Source organism: Streptomyces sp. NPDC017940 (genome assembly GCF_044328435.1).
Taxonomy (GTDB): domain Bacteria; phylum Actinomycetota; class Actinomycetes; order Streptomycetales; family Streptomycetaceae; genus Streptomyces.
Window position 1 is genome coordinate 422840 of record NZ_JBIRHJ010000004.1, and the last position, 26112, is coordinate 448951.

Consider the following 26112-nt stretch of genomic DNA (forward strand, 5'->3'; position numbering starts at 1 on the left):
GGTATCCATGTCCATCGGATGCCCATTGTTTTCCCGAGGACCGGAAAAGGACGTGCCCGTGCCCGCCTCCGCGGTGCGGAGGCGGGCACGGGCACGGAGCGCGGTCGCGGGCGGGCGGCCGCGACCGCGGGGGTCAGACGCCCGCCGAGTCCTTCTCCTGCGGGTGCAGGGGCACGGGCTGCGGCACGGGCGCGGCTTCGGCGGGGCCGTTCTCGCTCAGGCCGAACCGGTGGTGGAACCTGCGCAGCGGTCCTGGCGCGTACCAGGCGGAGCGGCCGAGCAGCCGCATCGCCGCCGGCACCAGGACACCGCGTACGGCGAGGGCGTCGATGAGGATGGCGAGACCGCTGCCGAGGCCGAACATCTGTAGGAAGCTGATCCTTGCCGTGCCGAAGGCGAAGAAGCTCACCGCGAGCAGGACGGCCGCCGCGCTCACGATGCGTCCGGTGTGGCCGAGGCCGTTGGCCACGGCCGACTCGTTGTCCTCGCCGAGTTCGTGCAGTTCCTTGATCCGGCTGGTGACGAAGACCTCGTAGTCCATCGAGAGGCCGAAGGCCACGCAGAACATCAGCACGGACATCGAGGTCTCCATCGGCTGCGCGGTGAAGCCGAGCAGACCGGAGAGGTTGCCGTCCTGGAAGATCCAGGTCATGACGCCGAGGGTCGCTCCCAGGCTGATCAGGTTGAGGACGAGGGCCCGCAGCGGCTGCACGATGCTGCCGGTGAAAAGGAAGAGCAGCACGAAGGTGGTGACGGCGATCAGGCCGATGGCGAGCGGGAGCCTGCCGCCGATGGAGTCGTTGGAGTCGACCAGTTCGGCGTCGCCCCCGCCGACCAGCGGGTCCGTACCGGCGGGCGGAGCGGCCGACCTGACCTTCGCCACCAGGTCCTTGGCCTCGTCCGACTTCGGCGTCAGCTTGCTCACCACGTTGATCTGCTGGCCGTCGTCGCGGCCGAGCGCCGGGTTGCCGGGACCTGTCGGCGTGGACTGCCCGCCGGCGTGGACGCCCGCGCTGGTCTCCACGCGGGCGACGCCGTCGAGGCCGGAGAGCTCGGTCGCGTACGACGCCAGCGGGGACTTGGCCACGGCCTCGTCGATGACGACGTGGAGCGCGGCGGCGTCGTTGCCGTTGAAGTTCTCCCGCAGCGACGCCGAGACCTGGCGGCTCTCCGCGCCCTCGGGCAGCACCCGTTCGTCCGCCGTGCCGAAGGTGATGCCGAGCAGCGGGCTCGCCGCGAGCAGCAGGACGGCGAGCACGGGCAGCGCGGTGAGCGCGGGCCGTCGCATGACGGTGCGGGCGAGGCGTCCCCACACCGAGGACCCGGACGGGGCGGCGCGGCCCGGCCTCACCCACGGCATCCGCCCCTTGTCGACCCGGTGGCCGAGGACGTTCAGCAGGGCGGGCATCACGAAGAGCGTGGCGAGGGCCGCGATGAGGACGACGCCGACCCCGGAGTAGCCGAACGAGCGCAGGAAGTACTGCGGGAACACCATGAGCGCGGCGAGCGCCGCCGCCACGGTCGCGGCGGAGAAGGCGACGGTGCGGCCCGCGGTGCTCATGGTCTTGCGGACGGCGTCCTCCACACTCGCCCCCGCCGCCAGCTGCTCACGGAAGCGGCTGATCATCAACAAGGCGTAGTCGACGCCGAGACCGAGGCCGAGCGCGGTGGTGAGATTGATCGCGAAGATGGAGACGTCGGTGACACTGCCGACGAGGTAGAGCTGCGCGAACACGCCCACGACGGAGACGAGCGCGATGGCGAGGGGCAGCAGCGCGGACACCACGGTGCCGAAGACGACCAGGAGCAGCAGGAGGATCAGCGGCACGGCGATGGACTCGGCGAGGACGAGGTCCTCGGTGGTCTGCGGCCCCATCTCGTTGCTCACGCCGGCGCTGCCTCCGGCCTTGACCGTGAGCGTGTCCTCGTACGTTCCCGCGTAGTCGTCGATGATCGCCTCGGCGTTCTCCTGCAACTCCACGTCCTCGCCCTCCACGTGGGCGAGCACCACGGCCTCACGGCCGTCCCTGGAGCGCAGGTCGGGGCTCTTGGTGTCCCAGAAGGAGACCACGTTGCCGAGGTCCTTCTCCTTCTTGAGCTCGGACACCAGGGCCTTGCCGCTCTGTTCCGCGGCCCCGGAGTCGACGCGGCCGTCGTCGGCGCGGACGAGGAGGACCAGGTTCGTCTCGCCGCCGAACTTGTCGTCGATGACCTCCCTGGCGCGGGACGACTGGGAGGCCGGGTCGTCGAAACCGCCCCCCAGCAGCTTCCCGAACGCACCGGCGCCCAGGGCGCCCATGAGGACCACGACCACGGCGGCCACGATGAGTACCAGCCGGGACCGGCGGATCGCCAGTTCCGCTATGCGTTCGAACACGCGCTTTCTCCTTCAGGTGGTGCGGTGCAAAAGGACATGCGACGGCCGGGGTGACATGAGGGCGGAATACGCGTGCGCTCTGCTGCCGGCGCCGAGAGACGACGCGGGCCCGGCCCGGAACGCGGGCCTGCGTTCCCGTCTCCGTCGATGACGCTAGCGGGGCTCAACTTGATTGAGCAGTGTTAGATTTTCTTAACGGGCGACAGTTTCTCGGTACCGTGCAAGGAGAAGTCGTCGTACGGTCGCCTCATGTCCCCAGACCACGTGCAGACCGCCCGACCGACCCTGCGTGAGCGGCGCCGGGCCGTCGCCGTCCAGGAGATCGTGAGCGCCGCCGAGTCCCACATCGCCGAGGACGGTCCGCACGGTCTGTCCCTGCGCGCGGTGGCCAGGAGCCTCGGCATGACAGTGCAGGCGCTGTACCACTACTTCCCGAGCCGGGACGACCTGGTCACGGCGCTCATCACCAAGGCGTACGGCGACCTGGCCGACGCCGTGCAGCGGGCCACCGAGACCGCGCCCGACGAGCCGGACCTGCCGGGTCTCGTCGTCGCGGCCGAGGGCTACCGCCGCTGGGCCATCGACCATCCCGAGCGGTTCCAGCTCCTCTACGGCACGCCGCTGCGGCACTACCACGCGCCCGTCGACGGCCCCACCACCGAGGCGAACCGCCGGATGAGCGCGGTCTTCGAGCGGGAGCTCTTCGGCGGCTGCACCCGGGCTCAACTCGCCGCGGCCGACGTCCGCTCGCTGTCGCCCGCGTTCCTCGGGCACCTGGAGCACATCTCACCGTCGGGCGACCCCGCGCTGCCGCCCCCCGCCACCGCCCTGCTCCTGAGCGTGTGGGGGTACGTGCACGGCATGGTCGTCCTGGAGGTGTTCGGGCACACCGGGTTCCTCGGCGTCCACCAGGCCGAGCTCTACCGCATGGCGATGCGCAACCTCTACGAGGACGTGCGCCGGCGGATCCCGGCGTCGGGCGTCGCCTGACCCGGTCACGCGTGCGGGCGCGCTCCGTCCAGGACCACCGGGAGGCGGCTGAGGCTGTTGAAGATCAGGGACGAGAGCGGTTCCGGGTCGCCCCGCGCCAGTGACAGGCCGGGGAAGCGGGCGAAGAGCGCCGGCAGGGCGACGGCTGCCTCCAGGCGGGCCAGCGGCGGCCAGTCGGCCGGGACGTCGCCGCCCTGCCAGGCGCCCCACGAGGCGGGATCCTTGGTGAAGCGGTCGTCCGCGCGCACCTGCCTGCCGGTCTCCTGACGCGTCACCAGCCACGCCGCGACCCCGCCCGGCAACTCCACGGCGACCACCGCGCCCTGGGCCCGCAACCGGGCTCCCTCCCCCCGTGGTGGTCCCGTCCGTGGGGGTCGAGGGGAGTCAGGGGCACGGCGGCCGGGCTCATGCGTCTCACCTCAGGACGCGGCCCGGCAACCGGACACCGTGCGGGGCCGCGCTCCCGCCGGGTGCCGGCGCACCGTGCCCGGCCTCATCCCGCCGGACTGCGACGCACCGTGCCGGGCACCGCCCCCGCCGTACACCGACGCACCGTGCCGGGCCCCGCCCCACCGCATTCCGACGCACCGTACCGGGCACCGACCCCGCCCGATTCCGGCGCGCCGCGAGTCAGGGCCTGTCGAACCAGGCGAACGCCGCGATCCGCCAGCCCGCCGGGGTGCGGACGAACTGGATGGTCTTGGCGCCGCCGCCTTCGAGGGGCTCGCCGTCCAGGATCCCGGCCTTGCGGTACTCACCGGACCGCGACGCGATGCTGCCGGTGATGTAGGTCCGTTCCGACGTCTCCCACTCGGAGAACTCGACGAGCCTGCCGTCGGCCAGCAGTCGCTCGCGCGGCTCGATGAACTCCTCCACCGTGTAGGCCGCGTACTCCGGTTCGGTCACGACGATCACTCCGCCCGGCAGCATCAACCGGCGCAGCCGGGCCACGTCAGCGGCCTTCTTGCCCCGGTTGTCGAAGGAGCCGAAGAACTCGGCGGTCAGCGTGTCGATCTCAGCCTTGGACATGCCGGGACGGTAACACCGCCGCGATGTCCCGCCCGACCGGGGCCAGCGTGGCGCGTCCGCCTCCTGGGCGGCGGTCACACGACGATGGACGTGAGGGCCGCCCACAGCAGGGGCGAGTGCTCGATCCGGCCGTCCGCGCGCCAGCGGGCCAGTTGCTCGCGCTGCCAGCGGCCGAGGCGGTGGACGGGGTCGGGATGCTCCTGGGCGGTGTCGACGGCGACGATCGCCTCCGTCAAGGGGCGCACGCACGGGGGGAGTCCGGCGAGGCGGTGGAACGCGAAGCTGGTCGGCAGCGCCCAGCGGGTGGCGGTGACCAGTTCGGCGCCGTTGTGCAGCATCGCCGTCGCCAGGCCGAACGACTCGGCGAACCGGAGGTCGCCGCCGCTCTCGCACCCGATGAGGGCCACCCGCGGCGGCGCGGGCCACAACAGCGCCCCCGGCTCCCCGTCGGCCCGCAGCGGGAGCGAGCCCAGCAGCAGGTCCTTGGCGGACAGCGGGCGGTGGCTCCGCAGTGGTTCGGCGAGCCCGCTGCTCCCTGACCCGCAGCACAGGTGCAGCGCACCGTCCTCGCTCTGTCCCCCGGCGAGGGGCGCGGCGCTCACATGCCCGACGTACATGAGCCGCCGCGCACCGGCACGCAGCGCTTCCCCCAGCCAGTCCCGGTCCAGGTCGGTACGGCGCTGCGCTTCCGCGGGGGCGGCGACGCGCGGCACCATGTCGCCCGCCTCGAGCCGCCGCCGGACGAGGTCGAGCAGCTCCGGGTCCGCCCCGGGCGGCCCGAGCACCGAGCCGAGCGGGGAGTCCGCCCGGAAGCCGGGGACCCGGGGGTCGAGGACGAGGACGACCGGGGCGGGGGCGGCGGCGGGGGTCGCTCCGGGGGCGGGACCCGGACCGGGGACGAGGCCCGCGCTCGAAGCGGCGTCCGCTCCACTCGCCGCGCTCTCCCCCCGGCGTCGCAGCGAAGCGGGTGCCGTGGTCACGACGTCCGCCAGTTCGACGAGCCGGACGTCGCCGTCCACGGCGAGCAGTTCCCAGGGGACCTGGGCGACCCGCGGTGAGGGCTGGATCCGTACCAGTGGGCGGCCCGCGCGCGCCGAGACCTGCTGGATCTGCTCGGTCAGGCCCCGCGGCCACAGCGCTTCCGCGAGGAGCCGTGCGAGCCGCCGCTCGGCCGTACGGTCGGCCAGCGCCCCGGACACGAACGCGCGCCGCACCCCCTGCGCTCCCCCACCGACCCCATCCACCCCATCGGCCCCGTCGCCACCTTTGACCCCGCGGACACCATCAGCACCGTCGACCCCGTCGACCCCGTCGACCCCATCGGCCCCCTCGGTCCCGTCGCCACCTTCGACCCCGCAGACACCATCAGCACCGTCAACCCCGTCGACCCCGTCGACCCCATCGGCCCCGCCCGTCGCGCCGGGCACCGCTGCCGCGAGCTCCCGCACCGCGTCGTCGACCTCGGCGGCGGGCCCGCGGCCCGTGCCGAACCCCTGCACCCCGCCCGCCCAGGTCCAGGTCATGAACAGATCACCGGCGTCGACGAGGCGGACCTGGACCACGGGACGGCTCGTCAGGTCGTCGGTGGCCCAGAACGGCACCTCGTGCGCGTCCACGATCCGGCGCCGGTAGCGGTACTCGGCCGCCGCGATGTACTCCTGGAGCGCGACCCGGCCGGAGCCGGGCGCCATCCGCACCTTCGGCGGCGGCGCGACCCGCAGCCCTGCGGAAGCGGCGGCCTCCGCCGCGACACCGCCGAGCGCGTCGGGAGCCCCCTCGCCGCCGTGGACCTTCATGGCCGGGGCCGGGAACACGGGCACGGCGTCCTGGTGCGGCGTGCGCTCCAGGGCCAGGGAGGCGCCCGCGCAGCGGTGTTCCACCACTTCGAAGAGCAGCCCCTGGTCCTGTCGGCGTACGGCGAGACGGAAGACGAGGCGTACGGCGTCGTCCGCGAGGGCGAGCCACTGGCTGCGGGCGTGCGCGGTCGCGAAGTCGAAGCGTGCCGCTTCCAGGGCCAGTGCCGCCGGAAGGGCCAGGGACAGCGCGGTGTCGACGGACCGCCGCTCGTGCTCGCCGTGCTCGGTGCGGTTCAGGTTGTCCTCAAGGGTGCGGGCGAGCATCAGGTCGACCTGCGCGCAGCGCTCGTACACCGCCCGCTCCTGGTACACGTCGCGGGCACGCTGCGCGAGGCGCCGCAGCTCGGGGATGTCGCCGCGCTCGTACGCGTGCTGGGCACCGAGGAGCATGGTGTCGGCGGCGGCGATCGAGGCACCGATCTCCTCGAAGCGGGCCAGGCTCGCCGCCACCAGGGCGCTCGATCCCGCGACGTCGCCGCGCTGCCCGGCGAGGAACGCGCGGGCCTGTTCGCAGACCGCGAGGTCTCCTGACCTGCCCTGCGCCTCGAAGAACGCGGACGCCCGCGTGAACAGCCGCTCCGCGAGCTCCAAGTCGCCCCTCAGCATCGCGACGTGGGCCCGCTGCGCGAGCAGGGAATGCTGTTCACCGGTGTCGCCCGTCGCCACGAAGCCGTCCGACGCGCGGGCGAGGTAGTCGTCGGCCGCGTCGTACCTGCCGGTCGAGGCACAGATCAGGCCGAGGGCGGTGAGGAGCCGCGGCAGGGCCTCCACCGCGGTCGGGGGTGTGGTCGCAAGGAGCGCCGTGGCCTGCTCCTCGGCCGCCCCCCACGCGCCGCGTTCCATCAGCAGGTGCACCCGGTTCAGGCCGATCTCGGCCGTACGCAGCCCCTCGGGGTCGTCGAACTCGGGCAGCGTGTGCGCCGCCTCGTCGAGAGCCGCGAGGGCCTCGTCGAGGCGGCCGGTGCCGCGCAGCAGGTCGGCACCGGCGAGCAGCGTCTTCAGCCGCACCTCCAGCCACAGTTGGCGGCCGCGCGGCCCCATGGGTGCGGAGGCGACGCCGTCGAGCAGCCGCCGGGACCGGTCGACGGCGTCCTCGGCCCCCGCCAGGTCCGTGACGGTGAGCCGGACGCTCGCGAGGTCGGACAGCAGATGCGCCCGCAGGAACCGTACGTCGGGCGAGTCCTCGAGGGTCTCCGCGACGGTCAGCAGCTCTTCGTAGACCGCGACGGCAGCAGTGTGCTCGGCGGCGAGCCGGTACTGCTCCGCCCGGGCGAGGCCGCCGTCGAACGGCTCCCCGTACAGCGCCACCACCATGGCGTTCCCCTCCCTGTCCGCCTTCTGTCGTCCGCCGTTGCCTGTCGTCCGTCCTGTCCGTCCTGTCCGTCCCGTCCGTCTGGGTCCCTCCAGTTCCGGCACGGGTCAGTAGTCCTCGTCCGCGGCGATGGCAGCGGCGGCGGTCTCGGCGAGGAACGGCACCGAGGCCGCGGCGTGCGGCGGCACGTCGTACGGGAGGTCCGGTGCCGCCGCGGCCAGGCGCCGCCGGGCCAGCGCGCGGACGGCGTCCCGGGCGGCACGGTCGTCCACCGCCCCGGCTCCGGGTACGGCGTCGGGGCCGATCGAGGGCTCGGGCGCGGGGCCAGGGTCGAAGCCCGGCAGCACGACGGCGACTTCGACGCGCGGCAGCTGGACTCCCGGCGCCGGGCCCCCGTTCAGGTCCAGGTCGCCGTGGCCCGCCCACAGGTCGTCCCGCCGCGCAAGCGGCACCCGGCCCCGGTGCACACCGTTCACGCACACCTCGGCGACGAGGGGTGCGCCCGCGGGGGCCCTGCCGTGGGCGAGTACCTCGACCTCGATCCGCCGCTGTGCGCCGAGCGCCCTGGCGGTCCAGGACACGGCGTCCTCCGCCGCGTCGACGAAGCCGGGCGGGTAGCGGCGCCAGTCATTGGTGCCCGCGCCCCGCGCGATCACCCGGCCACCCGCGGCGGTCGGTGCGCCCGCCGCGAGGGCGTAGCCGGTGCGCCGCGCGAACAGCGTGCCGGGGTCGGCGGGCGCCCCGGTCGAAGGCCGCTCGGCCAGGGCTGCGCGGAGGTGCCGCAGGGCGGGTCCGTCGAGCCCTGCGGCGTCCGCCGCGGCGTCGACGAGGAACAGGACGGCTTCCAGGCGGCGGGCCGTGGGCGTGGACGGCGGTGCCGCGTGCCACCACTGGATCAGCGGGGCGAGGGCGGCCCGGTGCTCGTCGACGAGTTCGGCGGCGCAGTCGTCGGGCTGGTCGCCGCCGTCGTCGAACAACTGCTGGCACCGGTGGGTGAGCGCGGCCGTCTCCACGCCCAGCACGTCCGGTGCGAGCACCGGGATGCCGTCCGGGTACGAGGCGGGCCACCACCTGGCCGTCCAGTGCCCGAGGGCCAGACGGGCCGCGTCGCCCGCGAGCGCGGTCAGGTCCGCGGGCACGCGGACCCGGGCCGGACTCCCGGCCGCTCGGCCGGTTGCCCGCTCGTGCACGGCGAGGGCGACGCGTTCGCCGTACAGCGCCCACAGCCACTGCTGCGCCCGTCCCGCGTCGTGCACCTGCGCCGAGGGCGGCCCGGGTGCGCCGAGGACCGGCCAGGTCAGGACGGCACCCGCGACATCGAGCACGGCCCGGGTGAAGTCGGGGCCACGGGCGGGGGCGGAACCGTCGCCGATGGAGGCAGCGGGGGCGACCAGGATCGTGCCGCACTCCCCCACCGAGACATCCACCGGGACACGAGCCGGCGAAGGGCCCGGCACCGGGACGCCGGTACCTCCCGCCCCCGTCACGAGCCGCTCCCCCCGGTTGCGAGGGCCGGGTCGGGTGCGGCGTCCGCAGCCGTCTCGGGGAGCGTCGGCGAGGGCGCCGCCGGAGCGGTGGTCAGGCTCCGCAGCGCCGACCTGACCTTGGCGCGGTGGTCCATCATCACCGAGCGTGCGACCCCGTCGAGCACCGCCCAGGCCGCCGCCAGGTCGGTGAGGGGCGCGTCGTGGACGTCCCGTCCGTGCAGCCGCACCCACAGCCTCCGCATGTAGGCGGCCCACGGGGTACGGAGTTCCTGGGCGAGCGCGTCCAGGACGCCCCCGCCGGGGTCGGGCCGCGGGGAGACGGTCATCCTGCGGGCGCGCAGCACCGAAGCCTCCCGCCGCCAGCGGCTGTTGACCGCGCGGTGCGCCGCCGTACGGCCGGGCGGGTGCTGTCCCGTGCCCAGCGGGTCGAGGCCGCTCGCGAGCCCCCCGCCGAGGACGACGGCGACGCGCAGGCTCGCGTCGTACAGTCCGAGCGGAGCACAACTGCGGCCGGTCTCGCGTGCGACGAGCTCCGCCACCGCCGGCAGTTCCCCACGCCGGGACGACGACTGGAGGACGACGAAGAGCCGCTCGAAGAGCGTGCGGTCGAGCGGCGCGGCCAGCGTGGCCGTCGACGCCCCGACACCCACCTCCGGCCGTGGCGGCAACCGTCGCCCGCTCAGGCCCAGATGGTCGGGGAGCGCGTCGCCCGCCGCCCACACGCCCCTCGGCGCAGCCCACAGCGCCCTGCCGAACTGGCCGCCGTGGTCCGCTTCGACCATGGCCGCGTAGGCGGGCGAGTCCGCGGCCCCTTCCGGTGTGCCGCAGGCCTCCAACGCTTCGGCGGCCAGCGCGACGGCCGCACCGGCGTCGACGGGCGGGGGACGGCTCTCCCAGGCCGCGGCAAGCTCCGCCTCGAGCAGGGAACGCCGGGCGGTGTCGGCGAGATGGCTCTTGAGGGCTTCGACGGTGCGTCCGCCGGTCGTGTCGGCCACGTCCTCGACGACCGCTCTGGCGGTGCCGTCCGCGCCCGCGCGGGGAGCGCCGTGCTCGACGGCGAGTTCGAAGCAGCGCTGGAAGTACAGGTCCTGCGGGTTGCCCGCCACCACGCCGAGCGCCCGCCGCGCCTTCTTGAGCAGGGTGAACCACTGTGCCGTCGCCATGAGCCGCGGACCGGACCCGCGTATCAGCCCCGCGAGCCGGGCCGCCGCCGTCGCGTCCAGGAAGTCCGCGGCCAGTTCGGGGTGGTGGGCGGGCCTGACGATCAGCGGCAGCACGATCAGCTTGACCGTCCGGGTCAGCGGCGCCCCGCCGGGGCCGCTCAGGGACGCGAGGCCGGGGCCGAGGTCACGCCAGGCGTGGTCGATGACCATGGCACGCGGCCGGCGCTCGCCCGGCGGCTGCATGGGGGGCGGCATGGCAGGAGCGTACGCCGTGCGGGCGCGGCGCACGAACCTGGGATCGGTAGAGGCACGGGGCCGCCTAGCGTTCCCCTCGTCCACGACCGGACGACCGGGCACGACCGGGCACAGCCAGAAGGGAAGCGCACCATGGGAATCTTCGGACGGCGCAGGAGCCGTGAGGAGCGGGCCGCCGAGATCGCGGGCAAGGTGGCATCCGGCAAGGGGCTCTACGGCCGCACTACGCGTGCCTTCCTCGGCGGCCAGGACTTCGCCCGCGTACAGCGGGCCATCGGCGCCCACCGCTCCGGGAACGACGTACGGCAGTTGCTCGCGGCGGGCGCGCCGACGATACCCGCCGTCGTCGTGTCCATCGGTGACACCGGCCAGTTGGTCAATTTCGATCCGGTCGTCGACCTGGTCCTCACGGTGTCCGGCGCCGCCGAGTACGTGGCCTTGCAGACCGTCGTCTCCAAGCTGCGCATCCCGCGCTCCGGCGACCAGGTGCTGCTGATCGCCGACCCCGGCAGGCCCGGCTCCTACCTCTACGCCGGGGACGGTGTGGCCCCGTGAGCACGGCACCCGTTCACGAGGCGGCGGCGTCGGACTTCGTCCTGCTCACGTTCGACGGCCGGGTCCTGGAGGTGTTCGGCTACGTCGACGCCGCCCGCTACCACGTGTGGGAGGGGCCGAGGATGGAGTTCGGCACCGGCCGGTCCCGCAGGGTGGTCATCACGGTGCGCGGCGGCAGACGCCAGTCCGTCCCGTACGACGCGGACCGGCGCGCGGGACTGGAGGAGCTGGCGGAGGCGCTGGCACGCAGCGTCCCCGAGAGGCCGGGGTCCTGAGGTGCTGGAGCTGTGGTGGGTGGTGCCCGCGGCGTGGACAGTGCTCGGCTACATCCTGTCGTGGGCCGGACTCAGCCGGGCCCAGCGGGCGGTGTGGGTGCCAGCCCGCGTCGTACGCGTGGAGCAGCCCGCGCACGGCGCCTCCAAGCAGCCCGGCATACCGGTGACGCTCGCGTTCCACGACCCGGCCACCGGGCGGGAGTTCACCCTGACGAACACCGGCCGGCACGGACCCGCGGTCGGGGAGGCGTGGGTGGGCCGGGTGCTGGAGGTGCGCTATCCGCGAGGCCGCCCCCACCGGTTCCGCGTCGTGTTCGACCCCGACGAGAAGAAGGGCCGGACAGGACCGAACTGCGCACTCGTTCTGCTCCTCGTCGGCGTGGTGGTCCACGCGACTGTCGCCCGGGGCTACCCGTGGGCGCTCCTCGGCTTCGGTGTCCTCCTCGTCGCGTTCGCTGCGGCAAGCCCCGACATCCGCCTCGCGCGGACCCGTGACGCCCTGCTCGCTTCGGCCGTCGCCGTCCCGGCGCGCGTCGTGTCCGTCACCAAGGACGTGTACAACGACGGGGAGGGCGGGGACATCGTCAATCACGCCCCCGTCGTCACGTTCACGACCCTTGAAGGCGTCGACGTCACCGTCCTGTGCCGGGAGGGCATCGCCTCCCCCGGCCGCTCCCTCGGCCGCGAACTCACCATCCACTACGCCCCTTCCGACCCGGCGGTCTACACGGCCGACCCGGTCGCCGACCGCAGGAACAACAGGAAGAGCATCGGAGTGATCGTCCTGTTGGCGCTCGTGGGTGCGGCGGGGGTGGTGGCGGGCGTCGTCACCCTGTGAAGGCGGGCGAGGGAGCGGGGTCCTCCTGTGAACGCGGGGGAGGGAGCGAGGCCCTGCTGTGCACGCGGGCGAGGGAGCCGAGTCCTCTCAGGCTCGGGTGCGGCCGACCGCGCCGTAGCCCATGACCTCCGTGACCTCCGTCTCGTCGTCGGGGCGCCAGGCGAAGAGCGGCACGAGGCCGGGGTCGACGAGGTCCATGCCCTCGAAGAAGCGCAGCAGCTCCTCGACGGTGCGGGGCTGGTAGGGCAGGGCGCCGGGGGCCGCGGAGTAGGCCTCGCACGCGGCGATGATGGACGGCGTGGGGATGTCGTGGCTGAGCATGAGGCAGCTGCCGGGGGCGAGGCGCGCGAGGAGGCGCCCGGTCACGCCGTGGGCCTCCTCGTCCGGGAAGTGGCCGAGGACGCTGCTGAAGGTGAGCATCACGGGCTCGGACAGGTCGAAGCGGTCGGCGACGTGGTGCATGATGACGTCGGTGTCGCGCATGTCGGCGTCGATGTAGCTGCTCAGGGGCGGGTCCTGGTAGGCGCTCTGGTGGGCGAGGACGACGGGGTCGTTGTCCACGTAGAGCACGCGGGCGCCGGGTTGGTGCCTGCGGACGATCTGGTGGATGTCCGGCTCGAGCGGCAGGCCCGCACCGAGGTCCAGGTACTGGGTGACTCCCGCCTCCGCGGCGGCCCACCGCACGGTCCGGCGCAGGAACTGGCGGGCGGAGCGGGCGTCGGCGGTGATGCCGGGCGCGACCTTCTCCACCGCCTCGACGGCGGCGCGGTCCCGTTCGTAGTTGTCCTTGCCGCCCTGTGCCGCGTTCCAGAAGCGCGCGCTGCTCACTTCTCCCTCGGAGGAGGGCTGTTCGGGGGTGCGGGCCAGGGACTCTGTCATCGTCGGGCTCCTCAGGGGGCGTTCGGTCCGGGCAGCGGCGCGCCGGGCCCGCAGCCGGGTGCGACACGCTGGGTGCCGACGGCGGGACGGAGCGTCCGGATGATCTGCACCATTGTCGTGGGCCCCCCGGTAGGGAAAGCGTCAGGGTCGACGGCCTTCACCGCCTCCACACGATCGCACTCCCCTGCTCCTACGATCGCCCCATGGCCTTCTTCCGCGTCGAACGCACCACCCCGCTCAGCCCGGCCGAGGCCTGGCTCCGTCTGACGGACTGGGAACGGCACGGACAGGTGGTGCCGCTGACCGGGGTCACCGTGTCCGGTTCGCCGCCGTACGGCGAGGGCACCGTGTTCACGGCCCGCTCGGGCATCGGCAGGGTCGCGTTCGACGACCCGATGGAGGTCGTCGTCTGGCAGCCCCCGGAGCCGACGCGGTACGGGTTGTGCCGCCTCGTCAAGCGGGGTTCCGTGGTGACGGGGTGGGCCGAGATCGAAGTCCACGCGCGGGGGCGGGGCGCACGGGTGGTGTGGCGTGAGGAGCTGCGGGTCCGCGGGGTGCCGGGGTTCGCGGACCCGGTGGTGGCGCGGGTGGCGTCCTGGACGTTCGGGCGGGCGGCGACGGCACTGCTGGCCTAGGCGACGCTGCCGGCTCGGGCGGCACTTCTGGCCCAGGCGGCGCTGCTGACCCAGGCTGCGCTGCCGGCCCGGGCGGCTCTCCTGCCTGGCGGAGGCGGCGGCGCCCCGTCAGGCCGCCGGTTTCTCCCAGACGGACACGTGCCCGGTGCTCTCGCTGGTGAACGGGGCCCGTGACCACCCCTCCCACCGGTCGCGCAGCCGCAGTCCGGCAAGGCGCGCCATCAGGTCGAGTTCGGCGGGCCAGACGTACCGGAACGGGATGGACCAGTGCTCGGCCCTGCCGTCGTCGATGGTGACGTAGTGCGAACTCATCGCCTGGGTGGCGACGTCGTACGTGTCGAAGGCCCATCCTCCGGCGTCGACGCGGAACGGCACGGCCGTCTGTCCGGGCGGCAGGCGGCGCAGGTCCGGCACCCCCACCTCGACCACGAAGGTGCCGCCGGGCCGCAGCTGGGCGGCGGCGTTGCGGAAGCAGTCGACCTGGGCGTCCTGCGTGGTCAGGTTGTTGATGGTGTTGAAGACGAGGTAGACGACCGCGAACGGGCCGCCAGGGACGGTGGTCGTGGCGAAGTCGCCGATCGTCACGGCGACGGCCTCGCCGCCCGGCTTCGCCCGTAGCCGATCCGCCATGGCGCGGGACATCTCGATGCCGTGCACCGGTGTCCCGCGGGCGGCCAGGGGCAGCGCGATCCGGCCGGTGCCCGCGCCGAACTCCAGGGCCGGTCCCCCGCCCGCCAGTTCGGCGAGCACGTCGACGACCGGGTCCACGGCCTCCGGCCTGAACATCGCCGCGGACGACTCGTCGTAGTCGGCGGCGACGGCTTCTCCGAAGTATCCATCCTCATCGGGCATCCCAGGACGGTAGCGGCCGCGGCACGAGTGGCGCACGGGGTTTTCGTGGCGACCGGTGGCGCACGGGGGGGGACGGCAGGTCCCTCCCGGCAGCGGCGCCCCAGCAGCCGAACCCGTCCCAAAAGGCTGTTGACTCCCCGGTGGGCCACGGCGGAAGGTACCGCTGATCGGCTTGTCATGTTCTTGTCCACACCCCCCAGACAAGAGGTGAGCCTTGTTGCTCCGCCGCACCAGTACCCGAACACACCGCGCCGGACCCCCGCGGGGCAGAGCCCGCCGCGCGGCCGTCCTCACCGCTCTCCTGGCCCTGCTCGTCCCCGCGCTCGCCGCCGGCCCCGCACGGGCGAACCCCGAACCCGCGGGCAGGCCTCCGCTCGTCCAGCCGATCGACCCGCAGCGCTGGCAGAACCCCGACGACATGACCTGGGCCGACTACCGGTCGGTGCCGGGAACGGACTGGGCCGATCCCGACCTCAAGCCGACGCAGCGCACCTTCAAGGGCGCCCTGGTCCTTCTCGACTACCCGGACGAGGAGTTCACGGTCAGCAGGCCGGCGGGGTCGACCCTGTTCGGCAATCCGCAGACCGGCGCCACGGACATTCCGCGCGCACAGCTGCCCGGCTTCTACCGGGACTTCCTCAACAAGCCGGGCGCGCTCAACCGCGGCCACACCATCAACGAGTACTGGATGGAGGACTCCGGTGGCCGCATCGGCGTCGACCTGACGGCCTTCGGCGTCTACCGCCTGCCCCACAAGTCGTTCCAGTACGGCATCGAACCCCAGATGAACCCCGGTGCCTGCCCGCGGAACACCACCTGCGGCAAGAACATCCGCACCGACGGCAAGGCCGCGTGGGTCGCGGACGTCGGCGAGGCCGAGACAGGAAAATTCGACTTCGTCTTCTACCTCACCGCGGGCCAGGACGAGTCGTCCGTGTGGCAGGAGTTCGGCCAGATGAAGTTCGCGTCCCCGCGGGGCGTTCCGGCGAAGTGGGGGCCGCCCGCCCCCATCGCCACCGGCGACAACTCCGCGAGCACCCGCTACGTCCCGTGGACGTCCTGGGCGGCGGCGGCCCGCATCTGGCCCAACGCCTCCGACGGCTCCTCCACCCAGGCCGAGAGCTCCGGCATGGGCGTGTACGCCCATGAGCTGAGCCATATCCTGGGCATCGGCGACAACTACAACAACCCCTACGGCAAGCCCCTGCGCCGCGCCTACACGGGCATCTGGAGCATGCTCTCGCGCGGCTCCTTCAACGGCCCCGGCGGCCCGCACACCCGCTGGCAGATCCCGGCCACCAACGGCGCCTCCATGGGCGCCCAGCACATCCTGCGGGACAAGCTCAAGCTCGGGATCGTCGACGAGAAGAACGTGCTGCGCCTCGACCGCGACGCGCTCAAGGACTCCGGCACGGTCGTCGCCCGGATCACCGCGCGCTCCGCACCGCCGGGCGCCAAGGGACTCAGCGGCGTCAACATCGCCATGAACCGCGATCTGTCACCGGCCTGCTCACCGGAGGCCGACCCGCTGTGCGACGGCGGCGGCTACGAGAACTACACCGTCGAGGTCGTCGACCGCATGGGCATGGACTCCTTCACCCCCGATCACGGTGTGCTGCTCAACAAGACCAAGAACGAGGACAGGGCCCCGTTCGCCTGGGTGGTCGACTCGCACCCCGAGGACATCGACATGCTGGATTACACGCGCCCCGACGGCACCCCGCAGAAGATCACCATGGGCGACTACCGGCAGCTCAGCGACGCGCTGCTGCACGCGGGCGCCGACTCCGGCAGCGAGTACGAGTACGTCGACCGCGCCAACCGGCTGCACTTCTACGTACTCGACCTGCGCCGCAGCCGCTCCGGAGTCCTCTCGTACACCGTCGCCGTGAAGTCCCTCGACGGCGACGGCGAGCAGCGCCGCGGGGTCGAGCTGCGCCGCGGGCACGCCGAGGGCGACCCCGGGCGCCGCGCGGTGTGCTCCTTCGACCTGGCCAACACCGGGCGCGCCGGGACCGGGCAGGCCGGGCACCCGGAGAGCGCGGACCGCTACCTCGGCTCGGACGTCTACCGGCTCACCGCCACCTCGCAGGGGCGCGGCTGGTCGGCGTGGCTGCCCAACCGGCTCGCGACCGCAAGGGCCGGCGGTTCGGTCGAGGTCGACGTGGCCGTGAAGGCCGGGCCCGGGGCCGAGCGGCAGAACCGGGTCCTGCTCACCGCCCGGTCGGAGAGCGACCCCGGCAAGACCGCGACGGCCGTCTGCAAGGTGCGCACGTCCGGCAAGCCGTAGCGGACACCTCGCGGACGCGTGGCCGTCGTCACGCCACGGACCCTGCTGTCCCCGGCCCCGTTGCTCCTAGGCTTACGCCTGGAAAGGTGGGAATGATGGACATACCAAACGTCGTCGGGGACTGGCAGGAGTACCAGTCCGAGGAATGGGCGGGACTGCGCGTCCGCGTGCACCATCTCCGCAAGGCCGCACCGCAGCGCGGGCGCGACGAGGACGCCAAGGGCCTGACGTACGTGGCCTTCGACGTCACCTTCGACAACCGCGGCTCCACCTACTTCGGCATCGACCTCTACGACCACCCCCGCCACTACGACGTGCGGGTCGGGCGGGACGGGCACGGCGCGTTCGTCGACGAGTTCGGCGGCTCCGTGATCCGGGACTTCAACCTGTATCCGCAGCGCCGCGTGACGGCGACGCTGTACGCCGCCGCGCCCGCGGCGAAGCTCAAGCAGCTGGACATCCAGATCAGCCCGCAGGTCCATGACGAACCGGCGTTCGGCTATGTGTGGAGCGGTGGCCTCGGCGTCCACGAGGCCTCCACCCGTACCGACGGGCGCGCGTCGTCGGCGAGGGCCGGGGTCGCCAGCGAGGTGGAGCGGTTCCTCCAGGACAGCTCGGGCGACTGAGCCCCGTACCCGGTGAGCGAACGGCCGGAGCCCGGTCGACCGAGGTCGACCGGGCTCCGGTGCGTCAGCGTGCGCTCGGGGGCGGTGCCCCCGGCCGCATGCGGCGGCGCTGCTCAGTTGCCCCAGGTGCCCTGGTTCACCGCGCAGTTCCAGCCTGAGCCGCGGACGCTGAACTTCACCTTGTACGAACGGGTGTTCAGCAGGCGCGACTCGACCCGGACGCCCAGGCTCGCCTTCTTCTTGAGCGTCGTGGTGTGGACGGAGACGGTCTTCGAGGTCTTGCGCGTGACCTTTCCGCCCTTCGCCTTCGCCGTGCCGAAGCGGACGTTCTTCACGTTGGTGACCGTGAAGGTGACCTTCTTGAAGCTCTTGTTGCTCTTGTTCTTCAGCCCGAAGTACAGCCCGTCGCCGGTCACCCAGCCGCCGGAGCCGATGTAGAACCTCGACGTGTAGATGATGTCGATCGGGCAGGCCGCGCTGCGCGGCGCGACCTTCGAGGCCGTCGCGGACGGCGCCGGCGTCGAAGCGGATGCGGAACCGGCCAGTCCCAGCTGGGTGGCGGTGAGCGCCCCGGCCGTGGCCAGGACTGCGGCGGTCGTACGCATGCGGTTCACTCGGTGATACCTCTCCCCCTGCGGCCCCGGGTGGGGCCGAACTGACAGCACAGTGCGATGCGATTCCGCAGAACGACTCACGTCGCCGTGCGGCGCCCCGTATTCCTAGCACGAGAGCGACACGGGGAAACAAATGAGCCTTCGCGTCACGCGGCACTGTGACAGAAGCCGGACAATCGTAAATCATGCGGCGCGGTGCCTGGGTACGGGTTTTCCGCGCCGTGACCGCGCCGTTGCCGCGCGGCACGGGCGGTGCCGGGCGCGGCAACGCGCAGGTCGTTCCGGTTCCGGTCCGCTCCTGGGAGAGCCGCCGCAGGCATGGCCTGTCTCAGCCGTCACGGGAGGCGCCGTGGCAGGTGCAATGGACGGACACAAGGAGATGGACCCGTTCGTGCGGGCGCCCCCGGCCCGCACCCGTCAGAAGGAGACGCACCTTGACGGCGAACGATCACGACACGAGCGGCACACCGGCCCCCGGCCCGGACGAAGTCGGGGCGATGTACGACCAGTTCGGCGACCTGCTGGCCATGACCCTTGGCTCGGCGGCCGTGCACATCGGCATGCTGGTGCCGCACGGCGAGCGCACCCCCGTCACCACCCTCGTCGGTCTCGCCGACCTCGCGCAGGACCGGCAGACCGAGTTCCTCATCGACGCGCTCCACCCGAAGCCGGGGGCGCACGTCCTGGACATCGGCTGCGGCACCGGCGGCCCCGCGCTGCGCCTGGCGGAACGCACCGGCACCCGGGTCTCCGGCATCACCGTCAGCGAGCGCCAGCTGGCCCAGTGCGAGGAGCGGCGCACCGGCCATCCGGCGGCGGCCCGCGTGGACTTCGCGTACGGCAACGCCATGGCGCTCGGGCACGCCGACGCGTCCTTCGACGCCGCCTGGTCGATCGACTGCCTTCCGCATCTGTCCGACCGGCCTCTGGCCCTGCGCGAGGCCCTGCGGGTGCTCAAGCCGGGCGGGCAACTCCTGTGCACCGAGTTCACGCTGCGCGGCACCCCGACCGACGCGGAGACCGCGGCGTACCGCGAACTGTGGGCCTCTCCGCCGCTGCGTTCGTTCACGACGCTCGTCGGTGACGTCGAGGAGGCCGGTTTCCAGGTCCTGCGCGTGCAGGACATGACCGCCAACGCGGTGCTCTCCTCGGAGCTGATGGCGGCGCTGTACCAGGACCGGCGCGCGGAGATCGAGGCGCGCTACGGCAAGGAGTTGCTGGTCCGCACGGATCCTCTGATGGGCCCCTACCGCTCGTTCTGCACGAGCCATGTGGAGTACCACCTGCTGCTGCTCGGCAAGCCCGGCGCGTAGCGGTACGTCCGCTCCGGCGGCGGGTCAGCCGCCGGCGTCCACCACCTCGTCGGGCGTCTCGGGCGTCTCCAGGAGGACCTCGAACGTCTCGATGAGGCCGAGGAACGGTGCCGTCCCCCACGCCCGCACCGCGAGGGCGGCCGCGAGGACCGCGGCGCCGTGGGCTCCCGACACGCCGTCCTGCCACCAGGTGCGCGCCGGTGTGCCGTCGCCTGCGGCCCAGGCGCGCACGGCTTCGGAGACGGCCAGTTCGTGGTGCGGCGGTCCGGCGGCTGCGAGCGCGGCGGCCGTGCGTGCCACGTCCGCCGGGGTGAGGGTGCGCGGCGCCGACATCACGATGCCGACGACGAGCCGCAGGATGTCCCCCGTGACGTGCGGCAGCCGCCGGACCACCGCGCGGCCCGCCCCGTCGAGGGCCGCGTCCACCGCGGCGGGCTCCGCGCGCGCGTAGGCCCCCACGAGCGCGAGCCCGCGGCGCATCGCCTCCCGGCCGGATGCGTCCCCCGCCGCGGCTTCGCACGGGCCGAGTGGCGCCGAGTACGTCGTCATGCCCCATCCCCTTTCGCAGGACGCCCCCGATCCTGCTACGTGAAGTGCACTTGAGGTCAAGTCCGCGTCCGCGTCCGCCGTAAGGCACACCCGGGGCTCACTTGCCCCTGCCCCTGTCACCGTCCCCACCGTCGCCCTCGCCGTACAGGCGTGCCGACGCGTCCACGTGCGCGAGCCTGCGCAGCGCGTTGAATACCGCCTCGCCGAGCACCGTGCCGATCACCACGCTCTCCACCAGGTCCTCGACGGCGACCCGGCGGCCGACATAGCCGAGGTCGGCGCGGGCCACGCGCTCGGCGGCGTCGGCGTAGTCGTCGAGCAGTTCCGCGAACGCTCCGTGCTCGAGCCGGTTCAGCGCGGCCAGGGCCCGCGCGAGGTCCGCGGCGGCCGGGCTCGACCCGTCGGTCCGCCAACCGCGCCGCGCGATCAGCTCCTGGACGGCGGTGCGGGCGGCTGCCGCCTCGGGGTCGTCGCCGTCCGCGCCCTTCCCGCCGAGCCGGTCCGCGGCGGCGCCGAGCACCTTGTGCAGCGGCCGCCCGGGTTCATCGACCGCTTCGAGCACCTCGGCGATGGCGGCCACCTTCAGGCCGCCGACCTCCAGGAGCGCACGGATCAGCCGGAGCCTGCGCTCGTGCGTCTCGCCGTACTGCGCCTGGTTGGGGCTCGACAGCTCGCCCTGTGGCAGGAGCCCTTCCCGTACGTAGTACTTGATGGTCGGCACCGGCACGCCGGTCCTGCGACTCAACTCGCCGATGCGCACGGGCTGTCCACTCTCCTGTTCGTCACGCTGCCCGGGCCGAGCAGCCCTTGCCAATCCCCACCCCATCATAGATAGTTCCGCTATCGGATAGTGGCTAGCGCCACTATCCATTACCCGCAAGCACCCGAGCTCACGGGTTCACGGGTTCAGGGGTTCACAGGTTCACGAGGGGAATCACATGACGTTATGGCGTACGTGGCACCGCCCGCTGGTGCTGTTCTCCGCGGCCATGGCCGTCCTCACCGTCCTCTGCGCGGTCGGTGCCGTCGTCGACGACCGCGTTCTGGTGGGCGCGCGGATCTGGTTCAAGCCGCTGAAGTTCGCGCTCTCGTTCGTCGCGTATGGGATGTCGCTCGCCTGGATGCTGTCGCTCCTGGACCGCGGGCGGCGGGTGGGCTGGTGGGCGGGCACGGTCGTCGTGGCCGCGAGCACGGTGGAGATGGTGCTCATCACCTGGCAGGTGGTGCGCGGCAGGCGCAGTCACTTCAACAACGAGACACCGTTCGACTCGGCGCTCTTCGACGCGATGGCCGTCACCGTGGTCGTCCTCTGGCTCGGCACCCTCGTCATCGCCGTCCTGCTGCTCCGTGCCAGGATCCTCGACCGCGCCGCCGCGTGGGCGGTGCGCTGCGGCATCGTCGTGGCGCTGGCCGGGGCCGCTGTCGGCTTCCTGATGACCCGGCCCGCCCCCGGCCAGGTGCGCGGCGAGTCCCCGGTGGTCGGCGCGCACAGCGTGGGGGTGCCGGACGGCGGCCCCTCGATGCCGGTGACCGGCTGGTCGACCACCGGCGGCGATCTGCGGGTCCCCCACTTCTTCGGCATGCACGCGCTGCAACTGCTGCCGCTGGCGCTCGTGGTCCTGACGGTGCTCGCGCCACGGATGGTCCGGCTGCGGGACGAACGCGTACGGCTGCGTCTCGTCCTGGTCGCGTCCGGAACGTATGCGGCCCTCTTCGCCCTGCTCACCTGGCAGGCCCTGCGCGGCCGGCCCCTGATCCACCCGGACGGCGCGACGCTGACTGCCGTGGGCGTGATCGCCTGTGCCGCGGTCGCCGGGACGTACGGGGCGCTGCGCGGGGGGTCCGGCCCGCCGTCCGGGCCGGACCGGGGGGCTGGGGGGCAGAAGGTCGAGCGGGCCGCGGGAGGTGCGGTCGCCGGAGGTGCGGCCTCCGAGCGTGCGGCCACCGGAGGTGCGGCCGCCGGGCGTGCGGCCGCCGGTCAGGAAGTCGAGGTCGTCTCGTGACCGGATTCCTCTTCGAGTTCTCCTTCTGGCTCGCCGCTCCCGTCTGGCTCCTCATGATCTTCGCCCCCGGCTGGGGCCCGACCGCCCGCGTCGCCGCGTCACCGCTGACCGTCGTCCCCGTCCTGGCCGTCTACTTCGCCCTGGCGGTCCCCGTCCTGCCCGAACTGTGGTCCGCGGTCTCCTCCCCGGACATCGACACCTTCCGCGAACTGACCGCCCGTGCCCAGGGGGCGGGCGCCATGTGGGCACAGGTCATTGCCTGGGACCTGCTGCTCGGGCAGTGGATGTTCCGTGAGGCGCGGCGCCTCGGTGTGCACCCGCTGGTGACGGGGCCGCTGCTGGTCCTCGCGATCCTGCTCTCACCGTTCGCGTTGGCGCTGTTCCTGGTGGTGCGGGCGGGCCTGGTCCGGCGCACCCGCGCTCCGGCCGCCGCCCCGTGGCGGCCGGCGGGTTCCCCCTGATCGTTCCGCCCGCCGGGTGCTGCTCATGCCGTACGCGGACGTAGGGTGAACGGCTGTGGCTGACAAGTACACCGACTGGAACGAGCTGGTCACCGACAGGGATCCGGACACCGGCGAGCTCGTCAACGTCGAGGGCCGGGACTGGTACATCAAGCTCCGCCCCGCCTCGGGCGTGTACCTGCTGCACCTGGCGATCCACGGCGGCGCCATCGAGGCGCCGCCCGAGCAACTGGCCGAACACGCCGCTGGCGACCGCCCGTTCTACACGTTCGCCGGGACCAGGAGCAGCGGCAACGCGTCGCTGCACATCACGTCGACGCGCTTCGACGAGCCGCAGGCCGTGGACCTCGCGCGGCAGGCCACGCGCATCGTGTCGTGGCACGGCTCCGCCGGGCGGGCGGACGAGGCCGTCACCTACATCGGCGGTCTGGACTCGGAGTTGGGGTCACTGATCCGCGCCCGGTTGACCGAGGCCGGTTTCCGGTGCGAGGACCCGCCCGGCGACCTGGGCGGCATGAGCCCGCGGAACATCTGCAACACCGGGCTGCGGTCCCGCGGGGTGCAGCTGGAGATCTCCCGCGCCCAGCGGCGGCAGTTCTTCACCCCCGACCTGCAACGGTCGACGATCCAGGACCCGGCGAACCGGACTGCCGCCTTCTACGCGTACGTGGAAGCCGTGAACCGCGGCGTCGCCGACCTGGCGTGCGACATGTGAGGGCGCGTGCGGGGTCGGCGAGGGCGTGTGCGGAGTGCGTGCTCCTGGTGACGGCGTACTCAGCCGTTGCGTCGCGGTTGCGTCCCGGCTGCTCAACGGCTGCTCAACGGCTGTCGAGCGGCTTGCCGTACTTCTGGGCCACGGACAGGTACGGGAGGCCGAGCGTGCGGGGTGAGAAGGCCTTCGCGTTGGTGGCCGAGGCGTTGGGGAGGAGCCAGGTGGCGCCCAGGGAGGCGTTCTCCCCGGGGGATCCGACCGTGACGTCCGGTACGCCGCCGGGGGTGTGGCCGCCCGTGGCGATGGCCGCGCCGAAGGTGTCGCCCGCCTCGGCGACTCCCGGCACGCCGGGCGTGTCCTGGTTCCAGGCGACGGACGCGGCGGCGCCGCCCGCGCCGAGCAGGCCCCTGGCCCCGCCGCGGAGCAGCCAGGCCGCGCCCGCCCCCGCTCTGCTTCCGACGGCCTCACCGGGAGCACCCGCGATCAGGTCGTCGCGGCCGTCACGGTCGACGTCGGCGACGGCGAGGGCGGCGCCGAAGCGGTCGCCGTCCTCGGCCACGCCCGGGACGCCCGCGGTGTCCTGGTTGAGGGTCTGGGCGCGGCTGCCGAACGAACCGCCCGCGGGGCTTCCGTAGTGGAGGTGGATGCCGCCCCCCTCGGCACGCTGCTCGGGGCCGCACGGGTCGTCGATGTTCTCGTCGGCGATCTCACGGCACTCGCCGAGCGCCAGGTCGTCGTGGCCGTCGCCGTCGAAGTCGCCGGTGGCCAGGGCGGTCACGCCCGCGTTGTCGGTGTTCCAGAAGTTGGCCAGGGCGGACCGGCCGGCGTCCCACTTCCACAGGCGCACGTGGGACTGCGTGTGGGGCTCGCCCGCCGTCCAGTACGCCACGGCCAGGTCCGCGGTGCCGTCGCTGTCGAAGTCGCCGGTGGCCAGGACGGGGGCGCGGCCGCCCATGGGGGCGGTGACGACGGTGGTGACCATGCTGTCCTCTCTCTGGGCGACACGCGCGACGACCTTGTCCGTGCCGCCGATCACGATCTCCTTGTTGCCGTCGCCCGTCACGTCGGCCGCCGCGACCGACCTGCCGTACGCGGCCGACGGCGACGGCCCGGTCAGGACCGTCGACGCCGGTCCCGGCCCGTCCTTCGAGCCGGCCACGGCGATGACCATGCCCGCGTCCCTGCCGCGGTCGGTGACGTCCTCGCCGGGGACACCGGCGAGGAGTTCCGCGATGCCGTCGCCGTTGAGGTCGGTCAGGGCGACGGACGCGCCGAAGCGGTCGCCCGCCTCCAGGGAGCCGGGAACCTCGGGAGTGGCCTGGGTGACACGGATGCTCCCGTGCGCGCCGACGCCCCTCGGGCCGCCGAGGACGAGGTTCACGTATCCGGCCTTGGACTTGCCGCCGACGGTCCCGTCCGGGACACCGACGGCGAGGTCCGCGTAGCCGTCGCCGTCGAAGTCGCTCGTGGTGGCGCGGGGTGCGGCAGCGGCCGCACCGGGCGGGAGCACGAACCCGGTGGTGAGCGCGGCGGCGGCTGCGACGGCGTACGCGAGGGTGCGGCGGCTGTATGACACGGGGGGGCTCCCACTCGGTCGACGGGAGTACGGGTTACCGGGTGTGACCGCCGAAGGGCACGGCTGGTTGTACGGAGTGCGCAGACGATCGGCCCTGATGGCCGCTCATACGCGCGGTTAGGGTACGTGCGTACGCTCGCCGTCCCGTGCCCCGGAGGCCCGCGCCCCGATGGATCCCGTACCGGCGGACCCGCTGATGCGCCGTCACCGCACGGCCCTGCGCCTGTGCTTCGCGATACCCGGCCTGGCGCTCGCCACCTGGGTGACCCGCACCCCCGACGTCCGGGACCGGCTCGGCGCCTCCACTGCCGAGATGGGCCTGGTGCTCTTCGGCATGTCGATCGGCTCGATGCTCGGCATCCTGGTGGCCGCCGCCCTGGTGACGCGGTTCTCCACCCGCCCCGTCATCGTCGCCGGGATGTGCCTGGTGCTGGCCAGTGTGGGCACGACGGCGCTCGGCACGGCGGTGTCGTCGGCGCCGTCGGTGGCCTTCGGCCTGCTGCTCCTCGGCGCCGGCGTGGGCCTGTCGGAGGTCGCGAGCAACGTCGACGGTGCCGGCGTGGAACGGGAGCTCGGCCGGCCCGTGCTGCCCGCCCTGCACGGCTGTTACAGCCTCGGCACCGTGGTCGGAGCGGGACTCGGGGTGGCCGGTGCCGCGGTCGGCTTCCCCGTGCCCTGGCACCTGGCGTTCGTCCTGCTCCTCGTGGTCGGGCTCTTCGCCGTCGCGGCGGCCGGACTGCGCCCCGGCACGGGCCGCCCCGAGGGCACGGCCCCGGGCCCCGGCGGGGAGGCGCCCGCCGGGGACACGACCACGGCGGGCCGGGAGCGCCGGCTGTACCTCGATCCGCGGCTGCTGCTGATCGGCGGTGTGGTGTTCGGTGTGACGCTCGCCGAGGGCACCGCCACCGACTGGCTGCCGCTGCTGATGGTCGACGGCCACGACATGCCCTCCGGCCTCGGGTCGTCGGTGTACGCGGGCTTCGCCGCCGCCATGGCGGCGGGCCGCTTCGCCGGTGGTCCCGTGGTGGCCCGGGTCGGCCGGCCCGCGGCGCTCGGGGGCGGCGCGCTCCTGACGGCCGTCGGCATCGCCCTGGTGTCCTTCGTGGACTCCCCGGCAGCAGCCGGGTGCGCCGTGCTGCTCTGGGGGCTCGGCACCTCCCTCGGCTTCCCGCTGGCCCTTTCCGCTGCGGGCGAGTCCGGGCGTGACACCACCGGCCGCGTCGCCCTCACCTCCCGGATCGGCTACGTCGCCCTGCTTGCGGGACCGCCCGCGCTGGGTTTCGTCGGCGAACACCACGGCCTGCGCACCGCCATGGTCCCGGTCCTGCTGCTCGTACTCGTCGCCGCCGCGCTCTCGCCCGCCACCGCGTCCCGTCCCCGGCACACCGGGGCGGCGGACGAGGGCGGCGCCCGCCTCCCCGGGCCCGCCGTGCGGGTCCCGGGCACCACGGACGCCGACTGATCC

The 26112-nt window shown here is 73.4% G+C and carries 24 protein-coding genes; 12 read left to right on the top strand and 12 right to left on the bottom strand.

Going from position 1 to position 26112, the window contains the following annotated elements; genetic code table 11:
* Positions 1 to 133: 133 nt before the first annotated feature.
* Positions 134 to 2377: an MMPL family transporter gene (locus tag ACH4DX_RS16150; RefSeq protein WP_398155533.1), complete on the bottom strand. Its 2244-nt coding sequence runs from the start codon at positions 2375 to 2377 to the stop codon at positions 134 to 136.
* A gap of 249 nt (positions 2378 to 2626) precedes the next feature.
* On the opposite strand from ACH4DX_RS16150, the gene ACH4DX_RS16155 reads away from it, so the two are divergent.
* Complete coding sequence (locus ACH4DX_RS16155; protein WP_398118785.1) at positions 2627 to 3367, top strand: TetR/AcrR family transcriptional regulator; 741 nt, start codon at positions 2627 to 2629, stop codon at positions 3365 to 3367.
* A 5-nt stretch (positions 3368 to 3372) separates the two neighbouring features.
* On the opposite strand, the gene ACH4DX_RS16160 is transcribed toward ACH4DX_RS16155, so the two are convergent.
* The 5 genes from ACH4DX_RS16160 to ACH4DX_RS16180 all read right to left on the bottom strand — a co-directional run bounded on the left by ACH4DX_RS16160 (position 3373) and on the right by ACH4DX_RS16180 (position 10469).
* Complete coding sequence (locus ACH4DX_RS16160; protein ID WP_398155534.1) at positions 3373 to 3702, bottom strand: hypothetical protein; 330 nt, start codon at positions 3700 to 3702, stop codon at positions 3373 to 3375.
* Between the two features lie 295 nt (positions 3703 to 3997).
* A complete protein-coding gene (locus tag ACH4DX_RS16165; RefSeq protein ID WP_398155535.1) occupies positions 3998 to 4396 on the bottom strand; it encodes a DUF4440 domain-containing protein in 399 nt (132 codons plus the stop codon).
* Positions 4397 to 4470: 74 nt separating this feature from the next.
* Entirely contained in the window at positions 4471 to 7566 is a 3096-nt protein-coding gene (locus ACH4DX_RS16170) for a CHAT domain-containing protein (RefSeq protein ID WP_398155536.1), read from the bottom strand.
* A gap of 105 nt (positions 7567 to 7671) precedes the next feature.
* Entirely contained in the window at positions 7672 to 8991 is a 1320-nt protein-coding gene (locus ACH4DX_RS16175) for a hypothetical protein (protein ID WP_398155537.1), read from the bottom strand.
* Between the two features lie 56 nt (positions 8992 to 9047).
* On the bottom strand, positions 9048 to 10469 hold the full coding sequence (locus tag ACH4DX_RS16180; protein ID WP_398155538.1) for a hypothetical protein: 1422 nt from the start codon (positions 10467 to 10469) through the stop codon (positions 9048 to 9050).
* A 132-nt stretch (positions 10470 to 10601) separates the two neighbouring features.
* Here ACH4DX_RS16180 and ACH4DX_RS16185 point away from each other — a divergent pair, with 132 nt between their 5' ends.
* From ACH4DX_RS16185 to ACH4DX_RS16195, 3 genes are read left to right on the top strand one after another with little or no spacing between them, the layout of a single operon-like run.
* The gene (locus ACH4DX_RS16185) at positions 10602 to 11024 is read left to right on the top strand and encodes a hypothetical protein (protein ID WP_398155539.1); all 423 of its coding nucleotides are present in this window, start codon (positions 10602 to 10604) and stop codon (positions 11022 to 11024) included.
* Complete coding sequence (locus ACH4DX_RS16190) at positions 11021 to 11299, top strand: hypothetical protein (RefSeq protein ID WP_398118772.1); 279 nt, start codon at positions 11021 to 11023, stop codon at positions 11297 to 11299. Before ACH4DX_RS16185 ends, ACH4DX_RS16190 begins: the two co-directional genes overlap by 4 nt.
* 1 nt (position 11300) lies before the next feature.
* Positions 11301 to 12137 carry a DUF3592 domain-containing protein gene (locus tag ACH4DX_RS16195; protein ID WP_398155540.1) on the top strand — a complete coding sequence of 279 codons (837 nt, stop codon included), beginning with the start codon at positions 11301 to 11303 and terminating at the stop codon, positions 12135 to 12137.
* An 87-nt stretch (positions 12138 to 12224) separates the two neighbouring features.
* Here ACH4DX_RS16195 and ACH4DX_RS16200 read toward each other — a convergent pair whose 3' ends face one another.
* Positions 12225 to 13016: an SAM-dependent methyltransferase gene (locus ACH4DX_RS16200; protein WP_398155541.1), complete on the bottom strand. Its 792-nt coding sequence runs from the start codon at positions 13014 to 13016 to the stop codon at positions 12225 to 12227.
* 203 nt (positions 13017 to 13219) lie between these two features.
* On the opposite strand from ACH4DX_RS16200, the gene ACH4DX_RS16205 reads away from it, so the two are divergent.
* Positions 13220 to 13651, top strand: coding sequence for an SRPBCC family protein (locus ACH4DX_RS16205; RefSeq protein ID WP_398155542.1), 432 nt, complete (start codon positions 13220 to 13222; stop codon positions 13649 to 13651).
* 108 nt (positions 13652 to 13759) lie between these two features.
* Here the strand turns inward: ACH4DX_RS16205 and ACH4DX_RS16210 are convergent, their stop codons facing one another.
* Positions 13760 to 14503: a class I SAM-dependent methyltransferase gene (locus ACH4DX_RS16210; protein ID WP_398118764.1), complete on the bottom strand. Its 744-nt coding sequence runs from the start codon at positions 14501 to 14503 to the stop codon at positions 13760 to 13762.
* Between the two features lie 217 nt (positions 14504 to 14720).
* Between ACH4DX_RS16210 and ACH4DX_RS16215 the strand changes: the two genes are divergently transcribed.
* Positions 14721 to 16793 carry a M6 family metalloprotease domain-containing protein gene (locus ACH4DX_RS16215; RefSeq protein WP_398155543.1) on the top strand — a complete coding sequence of 691 codons (2073 nt, stop codon included), beginning with the start codon at positions 14721 to 14723 and terminating at the stop codon, positions 16791 to 16793.
* Positions 16794 to 16888: 95 nt separating this feature from the next.
* Positions 16889 to 17419, top strand: coding sequence for a hypothetical protein (locus tag ACH4DX_RS16220; protein WP_398155544.1), 531 nt, complete (start codon positions 16889 to 16891; stop codon positions 17417 to 17419).
* Positions 17420 to 17532: 113 nt separating this feature from the next.
* On the opposite strand, the gene ACH4DX_RS16225 is transcribed toward ACH4DX_RS16220, so the two are convergent.
* Positions 17533 to 18024 (bottom strand): hypothetical protein, encoded by a 492-nt coding sequence (locus tag ACH4DX_RS16225; RefSeq protein WP_398118758.1) that lies wholly within the window; start codon positions 18022 to 18024, stop codon positions 17533 to 17535.
* Positions 18025 to 18467: 443 nt separating this feature from the next.
* Here ACH4DX_RS16225 and ACH4DX_RS16230 point away from each other — a divergent pair, with 443 nt between their 5' ends.
* Positions 18468 to 19346: a class I SAM-dependent methyltransferase gene (locus tag ACH4DX_RS16230; protein ID WP_398155545.1), complete on the top strand. Its 879-nt coding sequence runs from the start codon at positions 18468 to 18470 to the stop codon at positions 19344 to 19346.
* 24 nt (positions 19347 to 19370) lie between these two features.
* Here ACH4DX_RS16230 and ACH4DX_RS16235 read toward each other — a convergent pair whose 3' ends face one another.
* Together ACH4DX_RS16235 and ACH4DX_RS16240 are read right to left on the bottom strand one after the other, a co-directional pair.
* Complete coding sequence (locus tag ACH4DX_RS16235) at positions 19371 to 19895, bottom strand: hypothetical protein (RefSeq protein ID WP_398118754.1); 525 nt, start codon at positions 19893 to 19895, stop codon at positions 19371 to 19373.
* Positions 19896 to 19992: 97 nt separating this feature from the next.
* Positions 19993 to 20655 (bottom strand): MerR family transcriptional regulator, encoded by a 663-nt coding sequence (locus ACH4DX_RS16240; protein ID WP_398155546.1) that lies wholly within the window; start codon positions 20653 to 20655, stop codon positions 19993 to 19995.
* 178 nt (positions 20656 to 20833) lie between these two features.
* On the opposite strand from ACH4DX_RS16240, the gene ACH4DX_RS16245 reads away from it, so the two are divergent.
* The 3 genes from ACH4DX_RS16245 to ACH4DX_RS16255 are packed head-to-tail and all read left to right on the top strand — an operon-like array spanning position 20834 to position 23074.
* The gene (locus ACH4DX_RS16245; protein WP_398155547.1) at positions 20834 to 21898 is read left to right on the top strand and encodes a hypothetical protein; all 1065 of its coding nucleotides are present in this window, start codon (positions 20834 to 20836) and stop codon (positions 21896 to 21898) included.
* On the top strand, positions 21895 to 22359 hold the full coding sequence (locus ACH4DX_RS16250; RefSeq protein ID WP_398118749.1) for an ABA4-like family protein: 465 nt from the start codon (positions 21895 to 21897) through the stop codon (positions 22357 to 22359). The genes ACH4DX_RS16245 and ACH4DX_RS16250 overlap by 4 nt, the downstream gene beginning before the upstream one ends.
* A 55-nt stretch (positions 22360 to 22414) precedes the next feature.
* Positions 22415 to 23074: a poly-gamma-glutamate hydrolase family protein gene (locus ACH4DX_RS16255; RefSeq protein WP_398155548.1), complete on the top strand. Its 660-nt coding sequence runs from the start codon at positions 22415 to 22417 to the stop codon at positions 23072 to 23074.
* A 103-nt stretch (positions 23075 to 23177) separates the two neighbouring features.
* Here ACH4DX_RS16255 and ACH4DX_RS16260 read toward each other — a convergent pair whose 3' ends face one another.
* Positions 23178 to 24647 (bottom strand): FG-GAP-like repeat-containing protein, encoded by a 1470-nt coding sequence (locus ACH4DX_RS16260; RefSeq protein WP_398155549.1) that lies wholly within the window; start codon positions 24645 to 24647, stop codon positions 23178 to 23180.
* Between the two features lie 169 nt (positions 24648 to 24816).
* On the opposite strand from ACH4DX_RS16260, the gene ACH4DX_RS16265 reads away from it, so the two are divergent.
* Positions 24817 to 26109 carry an MFS transporter gene (locus ACH4DX_RS16265; RefSeq protein ID WP_398155550.1) on the top strand — a complete coding sequence of 431 codons (1293 nt, stop codon included), beginning with the start codon at positions 24817 to 24819 and terminating at the stop codon, positions 26107 to 26109.
* Positions 26110 to 26112 lie beyond the last annotated feature (3 nt).